At 60.9% G+C, this 19,944-nt stretch carries 20 protein-coding genes and 2 riboswitches; of the genes, 13 read left to right on the top strand and 7 right to left on the bottom strand.

Going from position 1 to position 19,944, the window contains the following annotated elements:
• Nucleotides 1-279: 279 nt before the first annotated feature.
• From GTF44_RS18315 to cobO, 6 genes are all read right to left on the bottom strand, one after another.
• Nucleotides 280-1,260, bottom strand: a complete 981-nt coding sequence (locus tag GTF44_RS18315; RefSeq protein WP_367383418.1) for a FecCD family ABC transporter permease — start codon at nt 1,258-1,260, stop codon at nt 280-282.
• A gap of 33 nt (nt 1,261-1,293) precedes the next feature.
• Nucleotides 1,294-2,244 (bottom strand): ABC transporter substrate-binding protein, encoded by a 951-nt coding sequence (locus GTF44_RS18310; protein WP_171562307.1) that lies wholly within the window; start codon nt 2,242-2,244, stop codon nt 1,294-1,296.
• Nucleotides 2,241-3,050, bottom strand: a complete 810-nt coding sequence (locus GTF44_RS18305; RefSeq protein ID WP_367383417.1) for an ABC transporter ATP-binding protein — start codon at nt 3,048-3,050, stop codon at nt 2,241-2,243. The genes GTF44_RS18310 and GTF44_RS18305 overlap by 4 nt, the downstream gene beginning before the upstream one ends.
• 154 nt (nt 3,051-3,204) lie before the next feature.
• Nucleotides 3,205-3,418, bottom strand: a riboswitch (cobalamin riboswitch).
• Between the two features lie 362 nt (nt 3,419-3,780).
• A complete protein-coding gene (locus GTF44_RS18300) occupies nt 3,781-4,476 on the bottom strand; it encodes a hypothetical protein (RefSeq protein ID WP_171562303.1) in 696 nt (231 codons plus the stop codon).
• A 75-nt stretch (nt 4,477-4,551) separates the two neighbouring features.
• Nucleotides 4,552-4,668 (bottom strand): DUF1289 domain-containing protein, encoded by a 117-nt coding sequence (locus tag GTF44_RS18295; protein WP_171562301.1) that lies wholly within the window; start codon nt 4,666-4,668, stop codon nt 4,552-4,554.
• Nucleotides 4,668-5,276, bottom strand: coding sequence for a cob(I)yrinic acid a,c-diamide adenosyltransferase (gene cobO, locus GTF44_RS18290; protein ID WP_171562300.1), 609 nt, complete (start codon nt 5,274-5,276; stop codon nt 4,668-4,670). Before cobO ends, GTF44_RS18295 begins: the two co-directional genes overlap by 1 nt.
• 39 nt (nt 5,277-5,315) lie before the next feature.
• Nucleotides 5,316-5,549, top strand: a riboswitch (cobalamin riboswitch).
• Here cobO and GTF44_RS18285 point away from each other — a divergent pair.
• The 7 genes from GTF44_RS18285 (at nt 5,541) to cobJ (ending at nt 13,710) form a co-directional block, all read left to right on the top strand.
• Nucleotides 5,541-6,026 carry a DUF1636 family protein gene (locus tag GTF44_RS18285; RefSeq protein WP_367383416.1) on the top strand — a complete coding sequence of 162 codons (486 nt, stop codon included), beginning with the start codon at nt 5,541-5,543 and terminating at the stop codon, nt 6,024-6,026. It overlaps the preceding riboswitch by 9 nt.
• 1 nt (nt 6,027) lies before the next feature.
• A complete protein-coding gene (cobW, locus tag GTF44_RS18280) occupies nt 6,028-7,116 on the top strand; it encodes a cobalamin biosynthesis protein CobW (protein ID WP_171562299.1) in 1,089 nt (362 codons plus the stop codon).
• Nucleotides 7,117-7,132: 16 nt separating this feature from the next.
• The gene (gene cobN / locus GTF44_RS18275) at nt 7,133-10,435 is read left to right on the top strand and encodes a cobaltochelatase subunit CobN (protein ID WP_171562298.1); all 3,303 of its coding nucleotides are present in this window, start codon (nt 7,133-7,135) and stop codon (nt 10,433-10,435) included.
• Nucleotides 10,432-11,595 (top strand): precorrin-3B synthase, encoded by a 1,164-nt coding sequence (cobG, locus tag GTF44_RS18270; protein ID WP_171562297.1) that lies wholly within the window; start codon nt 10,432-10,434, stop codon nt 11,593-11,595. Before cobN ends, cobG begins: the two co-directional genes overlap by 4 nt.
• 2 nt (nt 11,596-11,597) lie before the next feature.
• Complete coding sequence (locus GTF44_RS18265) at nt 11,598-12,227, top strand: precorrin-8X methylmutase (RefSeq protein ID WP_171562296.1); 630 nt, start codon at nt 11,598-11,600, stop codon at nt 12,225-12,227.
• Nucleotides 12,224-12,958: a precorrin-2 C(20)-methyltransferase gene (locus GTF44_RS18260; RefSeq protein WP_171562295.1), complete on the top strand. Its 735-nt coding sequence runs from the start codon at nt 12,224-12,226 to the stop codon at nt 12,956-12,958. Before GTF44_RS18265 ends, GTF44_RS18260 begins: the two co-directional genes overlap by 4 nt.
• Nucleotides 12,955-13,710 (top strand): precorrin-3B C(17)-methyltransferase, encoded by a 756-nt coding sequence (gene cobJ, locus GTF44_RS18255; RefSeq protein WP_171562293.1) that lies wholly within the window; start codon nt 12,955-12,957, stop codon nt 13,708-13,710. Before GTF44_RS18260 ends, cobJ begins: the two co-directional genes overlap by 4 nt.
• On the opposite strand, the gene GTF44_RS18250 is transcribed toward cobJ, so the two are convergent.
• Entirely contained in the window at nt 13,683-14,438 is a 756-nt protein-coding gene (locus GTF44_RS18250) for a cobalt-precorrin-6A reductase (RefSeq protein ID WP_171562291.1), read from the bottom strand. The genes cobJ and GTF44_RS18250 overlap by 28 nt on opposite strands.
• Between GTF44_RS18250 and cbiE the strand changes: the two genes are divergently transcribed.
• Genes cbiE through cobF form a run of 6 tightly spaced genes read left to right on the top strand, consistent with a single transcriptional unit; the run spans nt 14,437 to nt 19,574 of the window.
• Nucleotides 14,437-15,648 (top strand): precorrin-6y C5,15-methyltransferase (decarboxylating) subunit CbiE, encoded by a 1,212-nt coding sequence (cbiE, locus tag GTF44_RS18245; RefSeq protein WP_171562289.1) that lies wholly within the window; start codon nt 14,437-14,439, stop codon nt 15,646-15,648. The two genes, GTF44_RS18250 and cbiE, sit on opposite strands and share 2 nt — an antisense overlap.
• Nucleotides 15,645-16,013 carry a cobalamin biosynthesis protein gene (locus tag GTF44_RS18240; protein WP_171562316.1) on the top strand — a complete coding sequence of 123 codons (369 nt, stop codon included), beginning with the start codon at nt 15,645-15,647 and terminating at the stop codon, nt 16,011-16,013. Before cbiE ends, GTF44_RS18240 begins: the two co-directional genes overlap by 4 nt.
• Entirely contained in the window at nt 16,010-16,804 is a 795-nt protein-coding gene (gene cobM, locus GTF44_RS18235) for a precorrin-4 C(11)-methyltransferase (protein ID WP_171562286.1), read from the top strand. The genes GTF44_RS18240 and cobM overlap by 4 nt, the downstream gene beginning before the upstream one ends.
• The gene (locus GTF44_RS18230; RefSeq protein ID WP_171562314.1) at nt 16,797-18,119 is read left to right on the top strand and encodes a cobyrinate a,c-diamide synthase; all 1,323 of its coding nucleotides are present in this window, start codon (nt 16,797-16,799) and stop codon (nt 18,117-18,119) included. Before cobM ends, GTF44_RS18230 begins: the two co-directional genes overlap by 8 nt.
• A complete protein-coding gene (cobA, locus tag GTF44_RS18225) occupies nt 18,116-18,847 on the top strand; it encodes a uroporphyrinogen-III C-methyltransferase (RefSeq protein WP_171562284.1) in 732 nt (243 codons plus the stop codon). Before GTF44_RS18230 ends, cobA begins: the two co-directional genes overlap by 4 nt.
• The gene (cobF, locus tag GTF44_RS18220) at nt 18,840-19,574 is read left to right on the top strand and encodes a precorrin-6A synthase (deacetylating) (protein WP_171562283.1); all 735 of its coding nucleotides are present in this window, start codon (nt 18,840-18,842) and stop codon (nt 19,572-19,574) included. The genes cobA and cobF overlap by 8 nt, the downstream gene beginning before the upstream one ends.
• The last annotated feature ends 370 nt before the right edge of the window (nt 19,575-19,944 follow it).

Below are 19,944 nucleotides of genomic sequence, written 5' to 3'. Positions count from 1 at the left end.
AAGAATTGAATCAGCGACTTACCTCCCGATCAAGCTCGAGTTTTTCAACGAAATACGCCCATGGTGTGGAAAAACTCAGTGTTGCATCGCGGCAAGTCGTTTGATTCACTTGATTTATCGAGATCGGGAGGATTGAGCGATGATGGGCACGCAAACAGCCGCAGCGCAGCTGTTTTATGAGTTTGATCTGGACGCTCAGCCGAGTGTCCTCGAGGTTCCCTAAAGAAGCTGGCTGCCAGCTCGGTCGTCCATCCAATCCTGATGCACTAACTTGCGCATTCAACGCCGCATCCGCCGGCCGTAAATCAGCAGGGCGAAGACAAAAACGGCTCCAAGCGATGTCGTCACAATGCCGACCGGCAGGTCCTGGGGGGCGAGCAAGACGCGGGCCAGAATGTCTGATGCTGTGAGCAACAGAGCTCCGCAAATCGCTGCGGCAGGTAGAAGCGCAAAGTGCAATGGGCCAACCAAACCGCGCGCCAAATGAGGGACCATCAGGCCAATAAAGCCGATCACGCCGGCGACGGAGACAAAAGCGGCTGTGGCCAGGGCGGAGACAAAGAAGACAAGCATACGCAGGCGTCCAACAGGAACCCCGAGGCTCAAGGCCGTTGTGTCCCCGGTAAGAAGCGCATCGAGCCGCCGGTTGTTGTAGAGCGCGAAGGCAAAGATGACGACGAGGCTGCCCAAAACGATGGGCAAACTGCTCCACCGCGCTAGACCAAGGCCTCCGAGCATCCAGAAGACGACGGAATGCACGGCGCGGCTGTCACCGAAGAAAATCAGGAAGTTGGTGATGGCTGAGAAGAGAAACGACACAGCCAGACCGGCCAGGATTAGCTTCTCGGGCGCGCTGTTGCGCAGAACCTGGACCAGCGTGAGCACAACAGCAGACGCAATAATGCCGCCGCTGAAGGCCGCAATGGGCAGCGTCCAGATCTCGAGGATGTCGCCGGTGACCGTGATCACAAAGACCGCACCTGCCGCGGCACCTGAGGACAGCCCAAAAAGGAACGGGTCCGCGAGGTCGTTGCGGGTGGTCGTCTGCAACAACACGCCAACAATGCCGAGGCCCGCCCCGATGATGGCCGCGAACAAGGCCCGTGGTAGGCGCAGATCAAGGATGATCCGGCTCATTGGTGTCGGGTCACTGTCGATCAAGCCGAGGCCCATTGCGATGGCGGTGCCAACCTCTGCCAACGGGATTGATGTGCTGCCCACGACAATGGACAACACAATGAGGGTGGCCAACGCGGCCACCCCCGTAACTGTTAAAACGCCGAAATGACGCACTTAGAAGAGATCCGGGTGCATCGCGCGTGCCATGGTCTCGATGGCATCGATATTGGCGGGTCCGGGTGTAAGCTCTTCATAGGCCAATCCGACCCAACGCTCGTTTTGGACGGCATCGGTGAATTGCATGACGGGATGCTCTTGCAAATAGGCAAAGGTGTCAGCTGCACTTTGGCCTTCGGCGTAGTCGAGCAAGACGAGGAATTCTGGGTTGGACACGGCCACGGCCTCCCAGGAAGATCGGCCCCAGCTTGTGTCCATGTCATGCGTGACGCTGGCGCCACCGGCAGCCGAAATCATCGCATCGACGATCGCAAAGCGGCCGGAGGTGAAGGGGGCATCGGCCGGACCATCAAGAAGGAAGACGCGCGGGCGCTCCACACCTTCGGTCAGAGCTTCAATGCCTGCCAGTTGTTCACGCCATTCGGCAATGAGGGTCTCGGCGCGATCTTCCACACCCATGATCTGACCAAGACGAAGCATGTCGCCGAAAAGAAGGTCCATGCTGGCCTCGGGGCGGTCATCATGAAGGTGGACGCAGCTTTCGGACAGGACAAGTGTTTGGATGCCGAAGGGGGCGAGCGTGTCAGGCGTTACCTCACCGCCGGGCTGCATTCCGTAATACCAGCCGGCAAAGAACATGTCAGGGTCCACTGACACAAGGTTTTCAACCGTTGGCATACGCTCGGCCAGTTCCGGAATATCACCGCGTTGTTCATCAAAGCTCTCGGTGGTTTTGTACCAGCCCGTGATGCCTGTCACGCCAACCATGCGGTCTTGCAGGCCAAGCGCAAAGGCCATTTCCGTCATGTTGATATCATGGACGACGATACGCTCTGGGGGCGCCTCGAAGGTGAGCGGTTCACCACAATTGTCGACGGTGACGCCCTGCGCAAACGCAGGCACAGCACTCAGGCTGAGCACCACGGCTGTGGATGCAAGGGTTTTCATGTCAGTTTCTCCTGTTGAGTGGGGGCTTCAAGTTCAGTTTTGCGGATATCGAGGGCGGCGATGACGCGGCCATCATGGGAAAATTCGAGGTATTCGACGCCGAACGTGTCCTGCACGTTTGCGGGCGTCAGGACGTCTGCCACAGGGCCGAAATGCGTCAGGCGCGCGGCTTTCATCAAAGCGACATGGGTTGCGAATTCGGGGATCATGACGAGGTCATGGACAATCATGACCACGGTCACACCAAGAGACGCAATCAGGGACAGCATCCGCCCTTTGGCATCGGGATCGAGGTGATTTGTCGGCTCGTCCAAAAAGAGGAGATGGGGCCTCTGCGCGAAGGCGCGAGCGATATGAGCGCGTTGGCGTTCGCCACCTGATAGATGCGCCATCGGGCTCTCCGCCAGGTCAGTCAGACGCGTAAAATTCAAAACTTGATCCAAATGGGCAGCGTGCTCGGGCTCGGAGCGATCGGACCAAATCGGCATTTGCCCCAAGGCCACATAATCGCGGAGCTTGAGGCGCCCGTCGGGATTTCCGTGTTGGCTCACCACGGCAATGCGTTTGGCCCGCTCCGCGGCAGACATGGAGCCGAAATCCTTGCCCTCCAAGATGACCTTGCCGGTTGCGAGAGGTTCCAGCCCGGACAGCAGGTTCAAGAGGGTGGATTTGCCTGCCCCGTTTGGCCCGGCAATGGCGAGGATACTGCCTTTGTCCAATGTGAAACTCACAGGATGCAGCAGCTGTTTGTTGGCTTGCGCGACGTATTCGACGCCGTCAACGGCCAGGACTGGTGACCCGCTCACCCTTCGCATCCCTTTGGCACGCTCAAGGCTACGGCTTTCAAAGGCGATACGTCCGATGATCCCAAGCTGGCCCTGGATCTTGCACGGAAGAGTTCTGGTACAAGATGCACCCAAGCAGTCGCCATTCAGCCTCCTCCCAGGACACCCCGTCCCGGTGTGATTAAGCAGCGATGGCAGGTCTCCTGACTTGCGGGTCGTGGCTTTTCCCACCTTCCCAGTCCGGTTTCGGACCAGTGGCAATTGGGCGTCGCTCACCGCTTACAGTTGCGGGGGCAGTTGTGGACTTGGCGCCAAGATCGACACCGCACCACATTCCCTCTTCGTCTCTAAGGCGAATGCCGTCGAGAACCATCGCCCACTTGCATGATCAATGGGTCGCCGTTTGTCAATTCGTCGTTTTCCACTTTTGCGCGACTGAGGGGCACTGCCGATAAACCATGAAGTAGTTGCTTGGGGTCTTAGTTATTCTGGGTCTCTTCGGGCACGGCTATGCCACCTCAACCTCACGTCTCGCTTGCCGACCTCTCAAGGGGGCCGACGATAGGTTGCGTCTGTCGCAGGTTTCCGCGGCTACAATCATGAGCGTGCGAGCCGGCACTGAACACGCGGCTTTGAGCCAGCGCGTCGCACGTCAAACCAAACGCGGAGTTTTGGCCTCCGCAAAGGGGTGTCCGACCCTCGGCGGGCCTAGTTTTGGAGAATGACCAGCGGTCTCCCGAATAAGCTGTCGCTATGTCGGGTAAAACAATGCGGAAAGGACATAGCCCTCGGGCAGTGGGATTGTCGGAGGCGTGTCAAACCCATGGGCGATGTGGTCAGGCAACAGGTGCGTGTGCGAGCCCGCCGGGGATGTGCCGCCGGGCGGAGGAATAACTGCGTCCACCTCGGCCCTTACGCAGGGCGCCTCAACCAAGCGGACCGGGCTTTCCGCCAAGACGGACATTCTGACTTTGCGGGGACATGTGGGCCACGGGGTCCCGACATGGGGCTCGATGCTTTGTGCCAAATCTTCGCTACAGGGGATTGTGAAGCGCGCCGCGCGGCGTCCGAGGCCCAAATCAAAACGCCGCCCGCCAACGTCTCTGCCAAGGAGGCTCTCGCTGTCTGAACCCAGATCCGTCAGTTCCCCTGGGGCCTGACCTTTCACGCGCCCCATCGGAACGGCCGAGGCGATCATTGGAGCTTGTTCTGGGCGCGCAATCTCGAAAGCGGCGAGGTAAGATGCAGCAACGAGGCGAAGTGCCGATCGGTCTGTCTTCAGGGTCAGAGCAGCGCCATTGCGGGATGCTTCGAATGCTTCGCCGTCCTCGCGGAACACCTCAGCGACCGCCCCATAAACGCCGACGACAAACGCACCTGCGGCATCTCCAAACAGCGTCTCAACTTCGTCTAGCAGCCCGTCACCTTGCCAATCGAGGGGCCTCACACCAAGGTCCATCGCCTTAGCACGGGCTGGCAACGCGGCCCAAACCGCATCCCGAAACGCGTCGCTGGCGCTGCCTCAATCCGCGATTTCGTCCACCGTGCGCCCACAGCCCGTGCAAAGCCCTCGGCCTTCATCGATGATGCACACGCTCACGCATGGACTTGCAGGAGGGCGACGCGCAGGGGCGTTCATCAGAACTCAACTCCCTTTTGTGCCTTCACACCCTCTTTGAACGGATGCTTAGAAAGCGCCATCTCCGTCACCAAGTCGGCTGCTTCGATAAGTTCTGGCTTTGCGTTCCGACCTGTCAAGCAGACATGGGTCATGGGAGGCTTTTCAGACAGCAAAAATGCGACCACCTCGTCGATGTCAAGATAATCGTAACGCAGGGCGATGTTGATCTCATCTAGCAGGACAAATTGGATCTCGGGATCGAGGATCTGCTCCTTCGCGATTCGCCATCCATTCTCGGCTGCCGTAATGTCCCGTTCGCGGTCTTGGGTTTCCCATGTAAACCCTTCGCCGGACACAAAGAAACGGCACTCCTCAGCGTGCCGTTCGCGCAAGAACGTTTTCTCGCCCGTGTCCCAATTGCCCTTGATGAACTGTACCACGGCACAGGGCATGCCGTGCGCAATACAGCGCATGATCATGCCAAACCCCGACGACGATTTCCCTTTGCCAGGGCCTGTATGGACGATGATCAGACCCTTTTCTTCGGTCTTCGTTTTCATCATTTCATCCCGCGCGGCCTTGATGCGCTTCATCTTTTCATTGTGGCGCTGGGTGACGTCATCCATGCGATGAGTTCCTTCAAACTTGACAAGGGGCGGCGGGTCTGAGCATCTGGTCAGGCTGGTGCCTGTGGTAACAGGTGAAAAGGGAATGCGCGAGATCCAAACATCTGGGTCGAACCGCAGCCGCCCCCGCGACCGTGACCGGAGAGGGCGCCCATGGCCACTGACCGCAGAATGCGGATCGGGAAGGCCGGGTGACCGAAAGGGACTTCCTCAAAGTTTGAGGATCCCTGTTATCCGCAAGCCGGGAGACCTGCCAGCGCGACGATGAAACCCGGGCGGGGTGCCCCGGAGTCGGACAGGCGGACCGAGACCGCCCTTCCGCTCTGCGCTTCGACCGAACTGGATGGAGAGCGCGCGATGCAAGCGTCCGAGCCGGTAGAGCTCTTGGTGTGCACCAAATGCCGTTTTGGCGAGGAGGTTGCCGAGGACGGCACGCGCCCCGGAACAGTATTGTACGAGCGCCTGGCGGCAGGGGGCTTGGACGGTGTCACGATCACGCCCGTCGAGTGTTTGCAGAACTGCGAGCAGGGCTGCAGCGTTGCGATGCGTGGACCAGGACGTTGGACCTACGTTTACGGCCGCTTTGATCCCGACACTGACGTTCCGATCCTACAGGAAGGCGCGCAGAGGTATGCGTTGACCAGTGATGGTCTCATCCCTTGGCGCGAGCGGCCTCTTCACTTGCGAAAGAACTGCATCGCGCGCATTCCACCGCTTACCCTACCTGTCCCTCGCCTTGGAGAGTTTTGACATGGCCAGCCTAGAAAAGACCCCTGTCACCGTTGTTACCGGCTTTCTTGGGTCGGGAAAAACGACCCTCATCTCGCAGCTCATGCAAAACCCGGGCGGCAAGCGTCTGGCTGTGGTGGTGAATGAATTTGGCGATGTCGGTGTTGACGGCGAAATTCTCAAAAGCTGTGCTATTCCAGATTGCCCAGCGGAAAACATCATGGAACTGGCCAATGGCTGCATTTGCTGCACCGTGGCGGATGATTTTATTCCGACGATTGAAGCTCTCATGGCACTTGAGCCCAAGCCCGATCATATCGTCATCGAAACCAGTGGTCTGGCACTGCCTAAGCCGCTCCTGAAAGCGTTTGACTGGCCGGATATCCGCTCAAAGATCACGGTCGATGGTGTCATCGCGCTCGCGGATGCCGAGGCCGTCGCCTCAGGTCGGTTTGCGTCCAATGTGGCTGCCGTGGATGCGCAGCGCCTTGCTGATGACAGTCTCGATCACGAAACGCCCCTTTCGGAGCTTTTTGAAGATCAGATCTCCTGCGCAGACATCATCCTGCTCACCAAGCCCGACCTCGCTGGCCCAGAGGGTGTGGCGAAGGCAAAGGCGACCGTGGATGCCAAAGCGCCTCGTCCCTTGCCGACGATTGAGGTGGCCGAAGGGGCCATTGATCCGTGGGTGATCTTGGGGCTTGAGGCTGCGGCCGAGGATGACATCGACGCCCGATCCAGCCATCACGAAGACCATCATCACCATGATGATCACCACCATCATCATCACCACGACCATGGCCATGATGCGTTCAACAGCATTGTGATGGATATCCCTGAGGTCGATGATCCAGCTGCCCTCGTGGCGCGCATCGAAACCCTTGCGTCCGAGCACAGCATTCTACGTGTTAAGGGCTATGCAGCCGTCACCGGCAAGCCCATGCGGTTGCTTGTGCAGGCCGTGGGCGCGCGGGTCAGGCACCAATATGACCGTCCGTGGTCTGCGGAAGAGGGGCGGCGCGGGCGCCTTGTTGTGATCGCCGAAAGCCACGATATCGACGCCACAGCGATCCAGGGTATTCTGGCTCCCAACGCGCAAGCAGCAGAGTAACGCGAGGCCCGCCCGCATGCACATCATCTTTCGCGAAAGCCATGGGCTGGAGGAAACCGAGACGCCAACCGATCTGGGGCAATCGCCCGCGGATCTGGTTGTTCTGTCCTTTTCCGACAGTGACCTCGGGGCGTTTGCGGCCGGTTGGCATCAAGGGGGCGGGCAGAGTGGAGGGTTGCCCACTTTGCGGCTGGCAAATATCGCCGCGCTCAAACACCCGCTTTCCGTCGATACCTACGTGGACCAGACGTTGGCCGGAGCGAAAGGCATCTTGATCCGCCTTATTGGTGGCGTGCCCTACTGGCCCTATGGGCTGCAGCAGATCGGGGCGTTGGCACGGGAGAACGGCATCGCGCTGGCCGTTTTGCCTGCGGATGGCCGCCCGGATCCGCGGCTTGACGCGGTCTCGACCGTGCCCGCCTCAACCCTCAAGCGCCTTGCCCATCTCTGCGTCATGGGTGGCGCGGTGGCAGCGCAAGCGGCCCTGGCGCAGATGGCAATCGCCGCGGGGCTCTATGCCGGGCCAGTGCGAGGTGCGAAAACCCTCCCGCAGGTTGGGGCCTGGACGCCAGAGGGTGGCGTGTCCTGCCCGGCACCGGCGAAATTTGACGACACCGCTCCTCTGGTGCTCGTCGTTTTCTATCGTTCGTACCTCGTGGCCGCCGATCTTGCGCCGGTTGAGGCTCTTTTTTCCGCCCTTCGCGCCCGAGGGTTCCGCGCGCTGGGCCTCTTCGCCCCCTCCCTCAAAGCCCCCGGTGCGCGGGAATGGTTGGAAGGGCAAATCCGCCATCTCACCCCGGTCGCAATTGTGAACGCCACATCCTTCTCTGGGCGTGGCGATGCAGGCCGTTCGCCGCTCGATGCTGCCGGCGTCCCGGTCTTCCAAGTGGCGCTCGCGACCTCAACTCAAGCCGCTTGGGCCGAGGCCGAACGCGGTTTGTCTCCGGCTGATCTCGCGATGCATGTGGTTCTGCCGGAGGTGGATGGCCGCCTCTTTGCTGGCGTTGCTTCCTTCAAAGAACCGGGCGCTCAGGACACCGATCTGCAATTCACCCGCTACGCTCACGCGCCTGAGGCGGATCGGATTGAAGCCATTGCCGATCGGGTTTCGGCTTGGCACCGGCTTTCGGTGACTGAACCGGCGGAAAAACGCGTTGCCCTTGTCCTTACGACCTATCCTGGTCGCGATTGGAACATGGCCCATGCCGTTGGCCTGGATGCCTTGGCCTCTGCTGAGGCGATCCTATCCGATCTGACGGAGGTGGGGCATGATATACCGGCCGGTCAGGCCTTGCATGAGGCCCTCGCAACAGACTGCGTAAATTGTTCCATGGCAGCGTATCGCGCAGCTCTTGCTGGTCTGCCGGTGTCTCTCCAAGATGAGCTGCACTCTGTTTGGGGTGATGCCGAAGCCGATCCCGACGCTACCCCAGACGGTTTTGCCTTCACCGCCATCCGGCGCGGCAAAGCGCTCATTGCACTGCAACCTGAACGAGGCACGCCCAAGACGCGGGATGATGACTATCATGATCTCTTGCGCGTCCCGCGGCACGCCTATGTCGCCTTCTATCTTTGGTTGCGCGATCAGGCCGATGCCCTGATCCATATCGGCGCCCATGGGACTTTGGAGTGGCTGCCGGGCAAGGCCGTGGCCCTTTCGGAGGCGTGTTGGCCCGAAGCGCTTATCCGCGATTTACCCGTCATCTACCCTTTTATTGTCAACGATCCGGGCGAGGCGGCCCAGGCGAAGCGGCGGATCGGGGCGGTTACGCTAGGTCACGTCCCGCCGCCGCTCAAAGCCTCAAAAACACCACAGAAACTGGCGCGACTTGAGGCGCTCCTCGATGAGTTCTCAAACGCGGATGGTCTCGACCCACGTCGCCGTGACCGGCTCATGGCGGATATTCGCGATGAAGCTCAAGCGCTCGGAGTGGAGGCGGACCTCGGGATCACGTCAACCTCCTGCGAGGCGGAGGCCGTCACACGCATCGACCGCTTTGTCTGCGATGTGAAAGAGAGCCAATTCGGCGACGGCTTGCACATCTGGGGACGCGCGGGCGAAAGCGGGGATGCTTTTGATACGGCGGCGTCCGCGCACGCGGAAAAAAGTGCGCTCAGAGATGCGCTGGCCGGGCGCCGGATCGAGCCCGGTCCATCGGGCTCTCCCTATCGAGGGCGTAAAGACGTTCTGCCAACCGGGCGCAATCTCTTCACCACGGATCCGCGCAGCGTGCCGACCCGAGCCGCATTTCGCCAAGGGGTCTTGCTTGCGGATGAATTGATCCGACGTCATCTCCAAGACGAAGGGGACTGGCCGCGTGGTTTGATTGTCGATCTTTGGGGCTCAGCGACCATGCGGACGGCAGGCGAAGAGTTTGCCATGGCACTGGCGCTTCTTGGTGCGCGCCCGGTTTGGGACGAAGGATCAGAACGGGTGTCTGGCATCGAGGTGGTGCCCATTGCTGAGTTGGACCGCCCCAGGATTGATGTGACGCTCCGGGTCTCGGGGCTGTTTCGCGACGTCTTTCCCACGTTATCGGCGCTCTTCCAGCAGGCCGTTCGGTCTTTGGCCGCGCGGGATGAGGCCGAGGATTGGAACCCATATGTCGGGCAAGAACAGCCGCGCGTCTACGGACCTGCGCCTGGTGACTTCGGGCTCGGCATGGGGCCGTCACTTGGTGACTACACCGAGGATGGTCGCCGTGCGGCAGGGGAGGCTTGGATCGCAGCGTCCAGCTGGGCGCTGGATGGAGAGCGGCAAAGCCGCGACGTCGGCGGGATAAAGGCCCGCGTGGCCCAGGCGGACGCCTTCGTCCATCTGCAGGATCTGCCTGAAACCGATCTGCTTTTGGCCGAGGATTATGCCAGCCATGAGGCAGGGTTTGCCGCGGCCCAAAAGGTCGCTGGCGGTGCAGCCAAGCTGTACCATTTTGATAACACCGATCCCTCAACTCCGCGCGCACGCGCACTCACAGAAGAAATTGCCCGCGTTGTCCAAGCCCGCGCTGCCAATGCAGATTGGATTGCAGGTATGCGCCGCCACGGCTTTCGAGGCGCGGCAGAGATCGCAGCAACCCTCGAAAACATGGCTGCCTTTGCGCATTTGGCGGGCGTTGTCGGGCCACATCTCTTTAACCAGTTTTGGGATGCGACGCTTGGCGACGACGGTGTGACAGCGTTCTTGCAGGACGCGAACCCGGACGCCCTTGCCGCCATGCGAGCACGGTTTACAGAGCTTCACGCAGCAGGCCTTTGGCAATCCAGGCGGAACTCCATCCTGTCCGAAATGAAAGCCGCGCCATTAGAGGTCGGCCGGTGAGCGCCCCCGCGATTAAGGGGTGGTGCCCTGGCGCGTATCGACCGATGGCCTCGGGCGATGGATTGGTGGTGCGGGTGCGGCCATACCTGGGGGTGCTGACACCGGATCAGGCGCGCGGCTTGGCGCAAGCGGCTGAGATCCACGGAAACGGCCTGATTGACCTTACGACCCGCGCCAATCTGCAACTGCGCGGTGTCACAGACGAGTCCCACGGTCCTTTGTTGAATGACCTTTGGCGTCTTGGCCTGCTGGATGGCGATCCAAATCTGGAGGCGCGGAGAAACCTCGTTCTTAATCCTTTTGGGGCAAGGCCGGACGACGCGCAGAGCCAAATCGCAGTCGCGCTTCAGGCGGGGCTTCGGGACGAGGCCTTTGCGCCGTTGCCATCCAAATTCGGCTTTGTGATCGATATTGAACCGGAGCGGCATCTCACCGGTATCAGCGGCGATATCCGCATCGAAGCTTGCAATGGAGACTTGATCCTTCGCGCCGACGGGCAACCGACAGGCATGCGCGCAGCAAGCGCCGCAGATGCCGCCGAGCGCGCGCTTGAACTTACCCGGTGGTTTATCTCCTCCGGCGGAGTTGGGGAGGACGGCCGAGGCAGGATAGTGCGCCATCTGGCGTCTGGTATCACCCTCCCGCCAGAGCTTGCCGGTGACAGCTACCCAAACGCAGCCGCCCCCGATCCTAAACCGGGCCCAAGGGCGGAAGGCCTGATTGTCGCGGCAGCGTTTGGCCAACTCACATCGCACGACTTCCAAACGCTCGCTGAGATCGACGTGTCCCTGCACATTACCCCGTGGCGGATGGTGTTTCTGCCAGGGCTGCACAGCGCAAAGGCCATCCATTCAGAGACACTCATTACAGATCCGCTGCACCCACTGCTCCGGGTCCAGGCGTGTACCGGCGCGCCGGGCTGCCCCCAGGCCAACGCCGAGACACGGGATCTGGCGCGCGTTTTGGTGCCCCACCTCCCAGACAACATGACCCTTCACGTATCCGGCTGCGCGAAGGGCTGTGCGCATCGTGGGGCTGCCGATGTGACGCTGGTTGCGCAGGCAAGTGGCTTCGACCTTGTCAGAGAGGGCGCGCCGTGGGATGACCCTATCCGCCGAGGGATCGCTCCTGGGCAGGTGGCGGACATCATCAGCGGATAACCATGCCTTACAGCTACGAGACAGATGGCGCGGCGATTTATGCCGAGAGCTTTGCGACGATCCGAGCCGAGGCTGACCTCGCACGGTTCAGCTCAGACGAAGAGCAGGTCGCGGTCCGCATGATCCACGCCGCGGGGATGGTTGGGCTTGAGGCACATGTACGGTTTTCGCCGGGCATGGCCGCCAACGCGCGGGCCGCTTTGCAAAACGGAGCCCCGATCCTTTGCGACGCGCGGATGGTTAGTGAAGGTGTCACACGAAAGCGCCTGCCGGCGGATAACCCCGTGCTCTGCACTCTCCACGACCCAGACGTTCCTGACCTGGCACAGCGTCTGGGCACCACACGATCCGCCGCCGCCTTAGAGCTTTGGCGTCCGCATCTGGACGGCAGCCTTGTGGCCATCGGCAACGCACCGACCGCGCTTTTTCACCTCCTGGAGATGCTAGAAGATCCCGATTGCCCGCGGCCCGCGGCCATCATCGGATGCCCGGTCGGCTTTGTTGGGGCTGCGGAATCAAAAGAGGCGCTTTGGGCGGCACAACCGGCACCATGTGTCATTGTAGAGGGCCGACTGGGTGGGAGTGCCATCACAGTCGCCGCCATCAACGCCATCGCGAGCCGCGCGGAATGACGCGCAGTCCCGGCACGATCTGGGGCGTAGGGCTCGGTCCTGGGGATCCCGACCTGATGAGCGTGCGCGCTGACCGCCTGGTGCGTGGCGCAAAACATGTGGCCTTTTTCCGCAAAGCTGGCCGCCCAGGACGCGCCCGATCTATCATTGAGGGTATGCTGCGGCAGGACGTCATCGAAATCCCGATGGAATACCCCGTCACAACCGAAATTCCGCTCGACGATCCAAGCTACAATGCCTGCCTTTCAGGCTTTTACGCCGAGATTGCCGCGCGCCTGAAGGGCCTCGCACAATCCGGCGAAGATGTTGTGGTTCTGTGCGAGGGGGATCCATTCTTCTACGGCTCCTTCATGCACCTCCATATCCGCTTAAAGGAGGAGGTCTCCGTGCGCGTCGTTCCGGCTATCACGGGCATGTCTGCTGCTTGGACGGCCACCGATGTTCCCATCACTTGGGGTGATGATGTTCTGACGGTCCTCTTAGGAACGATGCGAGAAGACGACCTGATCCGCCGCATGGAAGACGCGGATGCAATTGTCGTGATGAAGGTTGGGCGCAATTTGCCAAAGGTGCGGCACGCCCTGTCATCAGCAGGCAAGCTCGATCATGCTTGGCTTGTCGAGTGCGCCAGTATGACGGAAGAACGGGCTATTCCGCTCGCCGAAGCAGGCGATAAAGCGTCGCCGTACTTTTCGATCGTAATGGTTCATGGACAGGGTCGGCGCCCTTGACCGGATGGGTGGTGATAGCGGGGCTCGGCCCCGGAAGCGATACTTTGGTCACGCCGGAGGTGACGGCTGCGCTGGCCGACGCAACCGATGTGGTGGGCTATATTCCCTACGTAAGGCGCGTGCCGAAGCGCCAAGGCTTAATGCGCCATGAGACCGACAATCGCGAGGAGCTTGATCGCGCGCGTCATGCTTTGGAGATGGCGCTCGAGGGCCGCCGGGTGGTGGTCGTCAGTTCCGGCGATCCAGGTGTTTTTGCGATGGCAGCGGCGGTTTATGAGGCCGTAGAGGCCGGTCCGGCAGCGTGGCGAAGCGTCGATATCCGGGTGCTGCCAGGCATTACCGCGATGCTGGCCGCCGCAGCTAGGGCGGGCGCGCCGCTCGGTCATGACTTTTGCGCCATTAACCTCAGCAACAACCTCAAACCATGGTCATTGATCGAAAAACGGTTACGCCTCGCGGTTGAGGCGGATTTTGCAATCGCCCTTTACAACCCCCGCTCAAAAGCGCGCCCAAAAAGCATGAGTGAGGCCCTAAAACTGTTGCGAGAGATCTGCGAACCCTCACGTGTGTTGATCTTCGCCCGCGCCGTCGCGACACTGGAAGAGAAGCTGAGCGTCGTACGGTTGGAAGACACGTCACCAAACCAAGCCGATATGCGCACCGTTGTTCTCATTGGCTCGTCGGCCACACGGATCATTGAGCGCGTGGACGCAGCACCGATTGTCTACACCCCAAGGGCAGTGCCGGAATGAGCCAGCCAATCGAACACCGCTGGAACGTCGTGGACCTCGTGCCGTGGGGGTGGCAAAGGCCGGTCGATCATCAAGACCGAAACGCCCAGAGACCGTGCCGCAGCGATCTTGGCGTAAGCGCCAGTCCCGCCGGAGTTCTTCGAGACCACAAGCTCTATCCCGCGGCTTTGCATCAACCGTTGATCCGAGGCGGCATCGAAGGGTCCTCGATCCAAGATCACTTCGGCATCCGGAAACGGAAGCGGCTCGGCCGGTGGGTCGATGAGACGCAAGAGGTAGCTGTGCTGGGGATTGGGCGCAAAGTCAGCAAGATGCATGCGCCCCACCGCCAGCATGACCCGCTTGCTCGGCCTATTCAGCGCAGCAACAGCGCCTGCGATGTCCGGGACGTGCTCCCAATTGTCGCCTGTGACGGGCGTCCAAGCGGGGCGGGTGAGCGCTGTCAATGGAACGCTAGCCTCTGCACAGGCGACAACGGCATTTCGGCTCATCTGCACCGCAAACGGGTGCGTTGCGTCGATCACATGGGTAATTTGGTGCGCTTGAAGATATTGCACCAACCCCGCCACGCCCCCAAAACCCCCTACGCGTTGCGGCAAGGGCTGACGGAGGGGGCGCTCGACCCGTCCCGCAAAGGATACCGTGGCGTTCTGGTTTCGCTCTGCCACGGCGCGCGCGAGCGCCGTCGCTTCGGTGGTACCGCCGAGGATCAAAGGATTAAGCGCCATGGCTGAGGCTCCGTCGAAAAAGGCATGGCTCATCATCGTGGGCCTGGGCGAAGATGGCCTGGACGGGCTCCCCACTGCAAGTCGCGATGCACTCGTGCAAGCGGAGGTGGTGATGGGAGCCAAGCGCCATCTGGATTTGCTAACCGGTCTGCAGGCCGAAACCATCGAGTGGCCCGTTCCCTTCGCAGATGGACTGCCCATGCTTTACGGCCAGTGTGACAGAAAGGTCGTGGTGCTGGCCTCGGGCGATCCGTTCTGGTTTGGCGCAGGTTCTGTCATCGCCAAGGACTTGGACCCAGATGACTGGCAGGCGTTGCCGGGGCCTTCGACGTTTTCCCTTGCCGCAGCTCGGCTTGGCTGGTCGCTGGAAAAAACGCTTTGCCTTGGGCTCCATGCGGTGCCGATTTCGCGCCTTAAGCCGCATTTGGCCCCCGGTGTGCGGTGCATTCTGCTCCTGCGCGATGGCGATGCCGTCGCAAGCCTGGCGCGCTACGTCGCCCAAGAGGGGTTCGGTTCAAGCGATCTGATCATCCTAGAGGCACTTGGCGGCCCGCGCGAGCGTCTCACCAAGGCAAAGGCCGAGGCTCTGCCGGATACAAGCTTTGCGCATCCTGTTGCGGTGGCCGTTTCAGTCGCAGGGCCCGGAGGCACGATTTCGGCGACCCATGGCATCGACGACAGCTTTTTTGAGACCGATGGTCAGATCACCAAACGTCCAATTCGCGCCTTGGCGCTTTCGGCTCTTGCCCCCAAACCGTTTGAAACACTATGGGATATTGGCGGTGGCTCAGGGTCCATTGCGATTGAGTGGCTGCTTGCTCATCCCACCACCGAAGCTTTGAGTATTGAGCCTCGCCTCGACCGCGCAGCGCGTATTCGCGCAAATTCAGAGCGTTTGGGTGTTGATCGTTTGCGCGTTATCGAAGGCAGCGCACCGGAAGATCTGGATGGCATGCCGCCGCCGCATGCGGTCTTCATCGGCGGTGGCCTTTCAGAGGCTCTGCTCACAGACCTAACAACCCGGCTTTCGCCAGGAACGCGGCTTGTTGCCCATGCCGTGACATTGGAATCCGAGGCGCTGCTTTCCACGTGGTCCGAGCGTTTGGGCGGCAATTTGATGCGAATTGCGCTTTCTGATGCGGCAGCGCTCGGGATAAAACGCGGGTGGAAAGCGGCCTATCCGGTGGTGCAATGGCGGGTCGTGCTATGATCGTGGCCGGGTTTGGGTTTCGTTTGGCGGCAGCGCCAGAGAGCCTCCTTGATGCCTTCACGCGGTCTGGCGGTCCTGGTCGAGCCCTGGTCGCTGCGACTGCAGCGGATAAAGCGCAAACAGACGTCTTCCAAGCCTTCGCAACGTCTGCAAGTCTCGACACACACTCGATCAGTGTTGCCGCGCTTGTGGAGCAGCAAACCCTCACACAGTCGCGGGCGTCAGCCGCCGCACGTGGGACCGGGAGTGTTGCAGAAGCCGCGGCGCTAGCCGCGGCGGGGGCTGGGGCACGGCTCCTCGGGCCGAGGGCGATCTCAAGCGACGGTATGGCGACCTGTGCGCTTGCGGAAGGGAATGGAACATGACCGTGCATTTTATCGGCGCTGGTCCAGGTGCCCCGGATTTATTGACGCTCCGGGGGCGGGATCTGATCGCGCGCTGCCCGGTGTGCCTTTATGCCGGATCCTTGGTGCCGCAGGCTGTTCTCTCTCATTGCCCTGCAGACGCGCGCATCGTGAATACCGCGCCGCTTGATCTGGAGGCCATCATGGCCGAAATCTCGGCAGCAGAGGCGGCGGGTCTCGACGTCGCGCGGCTCCACTCGGGGGATCTGTCTGTTTGGTCTGCGATGGGCGAGCAAGTGCGCAGGCTCACTGAAATGGGCATTGCCTATACTGTGACCCCAGGGGTGCCCTCGTTCGCGGCTGGCGCGGCAGCACTTGGCGCCGAATTGACCCTCCCTGGGGTCGCGCAATCTGTCGTTTTGACCCGGACACCGGGTCGCGCTTCGTCGATGCCAGATGGCGAAACGCTCGCCGCCTTTGGCGCAACGGGTTCAACGCTTGCTATTCACCTTTCGATTCAGAACCTTTCGACGGTTATGGTGGATCTAACGCCCCACTACGGGCCTGAGTGCCCCGTTGCGATCATTTGGCGTGCCAGTTGGCCGGATGAGCGCATCATCCGCGGCACACTTGCCAACATCTGTAGTTTGTTGCCAGACGGCATTGAGCGCACGGCCTTAATCCTGGTGGGACCAGCTTTGGGGCAATCCGATTTCGCGGAGAGCCGACTTTACGCCGCGGATTACGACCGCCGCTATCGCCCACAAACGGCGGATAGCCCTTGGGCAGAATGGAGCGAAGATGATGATTGAGACTGCGTCTCCGCCTGGTCTGCTGGTGTCAGCACCTGCGTCAGGCACGGGCAAGACAACTGTCATGCTCGGCCTTCTCCGAGCGCTGTCCTACGATGGGCTGGCCGTACAACCCTTCAAGTCCGGGCCAGACTATATCGATCCCGCGTTTCACCGGGCGGCCACCGGGCGGGCCTCTTTCAATCTCGACACCTGGGCCATGGACAACCATTTGCGCGCCGCCATCGCGGCAAAGGCCACAGATGCTGATATCTGTGTGGCAGAGGGATCCATGGGTCTGTTTGACGGGGTCGCCACGCGCGGGCGCACTGGCTTTGGCTCCAGCGCCGAAACTGCGAAGATAATGGGTTGGCCTGTGGTGCTGGTTTTGGATGTGAGCGGGCAAGCACAGTCGGCTGCAGCAACCGCCCTTGGCTTCGCGCAATATGACCCGGAGCTTCCTATCGCAGGCGTGATTCTGAACCGCGTCGCCAGCCCGCGCCATGAACGGCTCACGAAACTCGGGATGGAGCGCGCGGGTTTGTCAGTTCTTGGGGCGTTGCCGCGACGCGGCGATCTCAGCTTGCCGGAGCGGCATTTGGGCCTGGTTCAAGCAGTGGAACATCCTGACCTTGAAGTCGCCATTGCTGGATATGCGGCCTTTCTGCGGGAGCATGTCGATCTGAGCGCCCTCCGCGCTGCTGCTCAAGGCCGGCCAGTTGGACAAGCCGGTCATCTCCCAAAGCCACCCGCACAACGCATCGCTCTGGCACAGGATGCGGCGTTTTCCTTTACCTACCCGCACCTGTTGGAGGGCTGGCGTGCCGGAGGCGCCGAGATCGTTCCTTTCTCTCCTCTGGCCGATGAAACACCCGACCCTAATGCCGATCTGGTTTGGCTTCCTGGAGGTTATCCTGAACTTCACGCAGGTAAGCTCGCGTCCGCCACGCAGTTTCTCGACGGGCTCCGCAAACACGCCGAGACCAAGCCGGTGCATGGGGAATGCGGGGGCTACATGGCGCTGGGTGAGGCTCTCATCGACAAAGAGGGGACACATCACAGGATGGCTGGCCTTCTCGGGCTCGTGACCTCCTACGAGAAGCGAAAGTTTCATCTTGGCTATCGTCGGGCAGTGTTGGAACAACCCATGCCAGGCCTGCCTGTGGGCACCGCGCTGCGCGGGCATGAGTTTCACTACTCCACCATTCTCGAACAACCGGATGCGCCGCTCGCAAAGGTTGCGGATGCGGATGGTAACCCCGTCCCCGAAAGCGGATCAAAGCGTGGTCCCGTGTCGGGCACTTTTTTCCACCTCATCGCTGGAGAGGACGCGTGACGGGGTTCGTCAGTTTCGTTGGCTCTGGTCCGGGTGATCCGGAGCTTTTGACCGTGAAGGCCGTCAATCGGTTGAAGCGGGCCGATGCGATCCTTTACGACGATTTGTCCGCTGGACCGATCCTGTCTCATGCCAAACCGGGCGCGGACTTGGTTGGGGTCGGCAAACGGGCCGGGCGCCCATCCCCCCGGCAGCATCACGTAAGCCGCCTTCTGGTCGACTATGCGAATACCGGCGGCCAGATTGTCCGCCTGAAATCCGGCGATGGCGGGCTTTTTGGCCGGTTGGAGGAGGAGCTGGTTGCCTTGCGCGAGGCCAGCATTCCCTTCGAAATCGTACCCGGCGTTGCCTCTCCGTTTGCGGCCGCTGCTGCGGCAGGCATGCCCCTAACACGGCGTTTGACCGCGCGACGGGTGCAGTTTGTGACAGGCCATGATTCCTCTGGGAAGTTGCCAGAAGACCTTGACCTTAATGCTCTCGCCGATCCGACCGCCTGTACCGTTATCTTTATGGGAAAACGCACATTCCCGGCTTTGGCCCAAGCGTTGATCGCAAATGGGCTGCCCGGCGACACACCTGCGATGCTGTCCGAAGCTGTGGGCACACCGGAGGCAGGCTCCATGCGGAGCACCGTGTCCCAATTGGCCGAGACGCTGGCGCAAAGGATTGGCGACAAACCAGCCCTAATCTTCTATGGTCCACTTGCCGACGGCGATTCCGATGATTGAGCTCTGGCTCATTGGCATCGGGACCGGCAACCCGGATCACGTCACGCGAGAAGCTCAAGCGGCGCTTCGCGACGCGTCCTTGGTTCTGGTTCCCCGCAAAGGGCCCGACAAGGCGGATCTCGCTGAGCTCCGCCACGCCATCCTAGCTGAAAGTGGCAGCACGGCCCACGTTGTTGAGTTCGACATGCCGGTTCGAGACGAGACGCTGCCTTATGCCGAGAGTGTCGACCGCTGGCACGACGACATTGCCCGCATCTGGTCTGAGAGCATTGTAGACGCCGATCCTAAGGGCCCTGTCGCGCTCCTTGTTTGGGGGGATCCGAGCCTTTACGACTCTACACTGCGCATCGCCGCGCGCTTGGCGCCCAAACCCTCACTCCGTGTGGTCCCTGGCGTCACGTCTCTGCAGGCTCTAACGGCGGCCCACGCCATTCCTTTCAACACGGTGAACGGTGCTGTGACGGTCACCACCGGTCGCCGCCTTCGCGACCACGGCTGGCCAGAGGGTGCTGAGACAATTGTTGTTATGCTAGATGGCGCTTGTAGTTTCCAAGATCTACCGCCGGAGGACCTGCAAATCTGGTGGGGCGGGTTCCTTGGTATGAAGGAACAGGTGCTTGAGTCGGGTCCATTGGCAGAGGCTGGCCCACGGATCGTCGCGGCCCGCGCACGAGCGCGGGCTCAGCATGGCTGGATTATGGATACCTACCTGTTGCGCAAGGTCTAGTCTGTCTTTGATGGGATGCGCCCAGCGGTCTCGCCGCGAGACGGTCGGTGCCAATGGTCGACAGTCTGCCGAGCACTGCTGAAGGGCTGCTCTCGGTCTTGAACTCTGCGCCGAAGGTAAAGAGTTCAATCGGGTCATAGAGACCAATCTCTGCCGGAGCGCTGACATCTGTCAAAGTCTTGGAACAAGAAGTGATCTCTTCGGTATGAACCGGTCCAACTTGCGTCAACTCCATTGACGAGACAGTCGTCTCAAATGCTGAGCGATGTTGTCTATCCTTCGTCCAAGGATCGAGAGGTCGTGACAGAGTGCGGCAACGGCCTGCGCATACTTTTGAACGTTATCATGTAACATTCATGTTGCGGAGAGC

Origin of the sequence: Roseobacter sp. HKCCD6576-2 (genome assembly GCF_013179285.1) — a bacterium.
GTDB classification, from domain to species: Bacteria; Pseudomonadota; Alphaproteobacteria; order Rhodobacterales; family Rhodobacteraceae; genus Rhodophyticola; species Rhodophyticola oceani.
This window is presented reverse-complemented; position numbering and strand designations above follow the sequence as displayed.

Coding starts and splice junctions, on each gene's coding strand:
- cobM (WP_171562286.1), top strand. CDS start 16,010: ATGACCGTGCATTTTATCGGCGCTGGTCCAGGTGCCCCGGATTTATTG.
- GTF44_RS18285 (WP_367383416.1), top strand. CDS start 5,541: ATGAAACCCGGGCGGGGTGCCCCGGAGTCGGACAGGCGGACCGAGACC.
- cbiE (WP_171562289.1), top strand. CDS start 14,437: ATGGCTGAGGCTCCGTCGAAAAAGGCATGGCTCATCATCGTGGGCCTG.
- GTF44_RS18310 (WP_171562307.1), bottom strand. CDS start 2,244: ATGAAAACCCTTGCATCCACAGCCGTGGTGCTCAGCCTGAGTGCTGTG.
- GTF44_RS18265 (WP_171562296.1), top strand. CDS start 11,598: ATGCCTTACAGCTACGAGACAGATGGCGCGGCGATTTATGCCGAGAGC.
- cobO (WP_171562300.1), bottom strand. CDS start 5,276: ATGGATGACGTCACCCAGCGCCACAATGAAAAGATGAAGCGCATCAAG.
- GTF44_RS18260 (WP_171562295.1), top strand. CDS start 12,224: ATGACGCGCAGTCCCGGCACGATCTGGGGCGTAGGGCTCGGTCCTGGG.
- GTF44_RS18240 (WP_171562316.1), top strand. CDS start 15,645: ATGATCGTGGCCGGGTTTGGGTTTCGTTTGGCGGCAGCGCCAGAGAGC.
- cobN (WP_171562298.1), top strand. CDS start 7,133: ATGCACATCATCTTTCGCGAAAGCCATGGGCTGGAGGAAACCGAGACG.
- cobW (WP_171562299.1), top strand. CDS start 6,028: ATGGCCAGCCTAGAAAAGACCCCTGTCACCGTTGTTACCGGCTTTCTT.
- GTF44_RS18295 (WP_171562301.1), bottom strand. CDS start 4,668: ATGAACGCCCCTGCGCGTCGCCCTCCTGCAAGTCCATGCGTGAGCGTG.
- GTF44_RS18230 (WP_171562314.1), top strand. CDS start 16,797: ATGATTGAGACTGCGTCTCCGCCTGGTCTGCTGGTGTCAGCACCTGCG.
- cobF (WP_171562283.1), top strand. CDS start 18,840: ATGATTGAGCTCTGGCTCATTGGCATCGGGACCGGCAACCCGGATCAC.
- GTF44_RS18250 (WP_171562291.1), bottom strand. CDS start 14,438: ATGGCGCTTAATCCTTTGATCCTCGGCGGTACCACCGAAGCGACGGCG.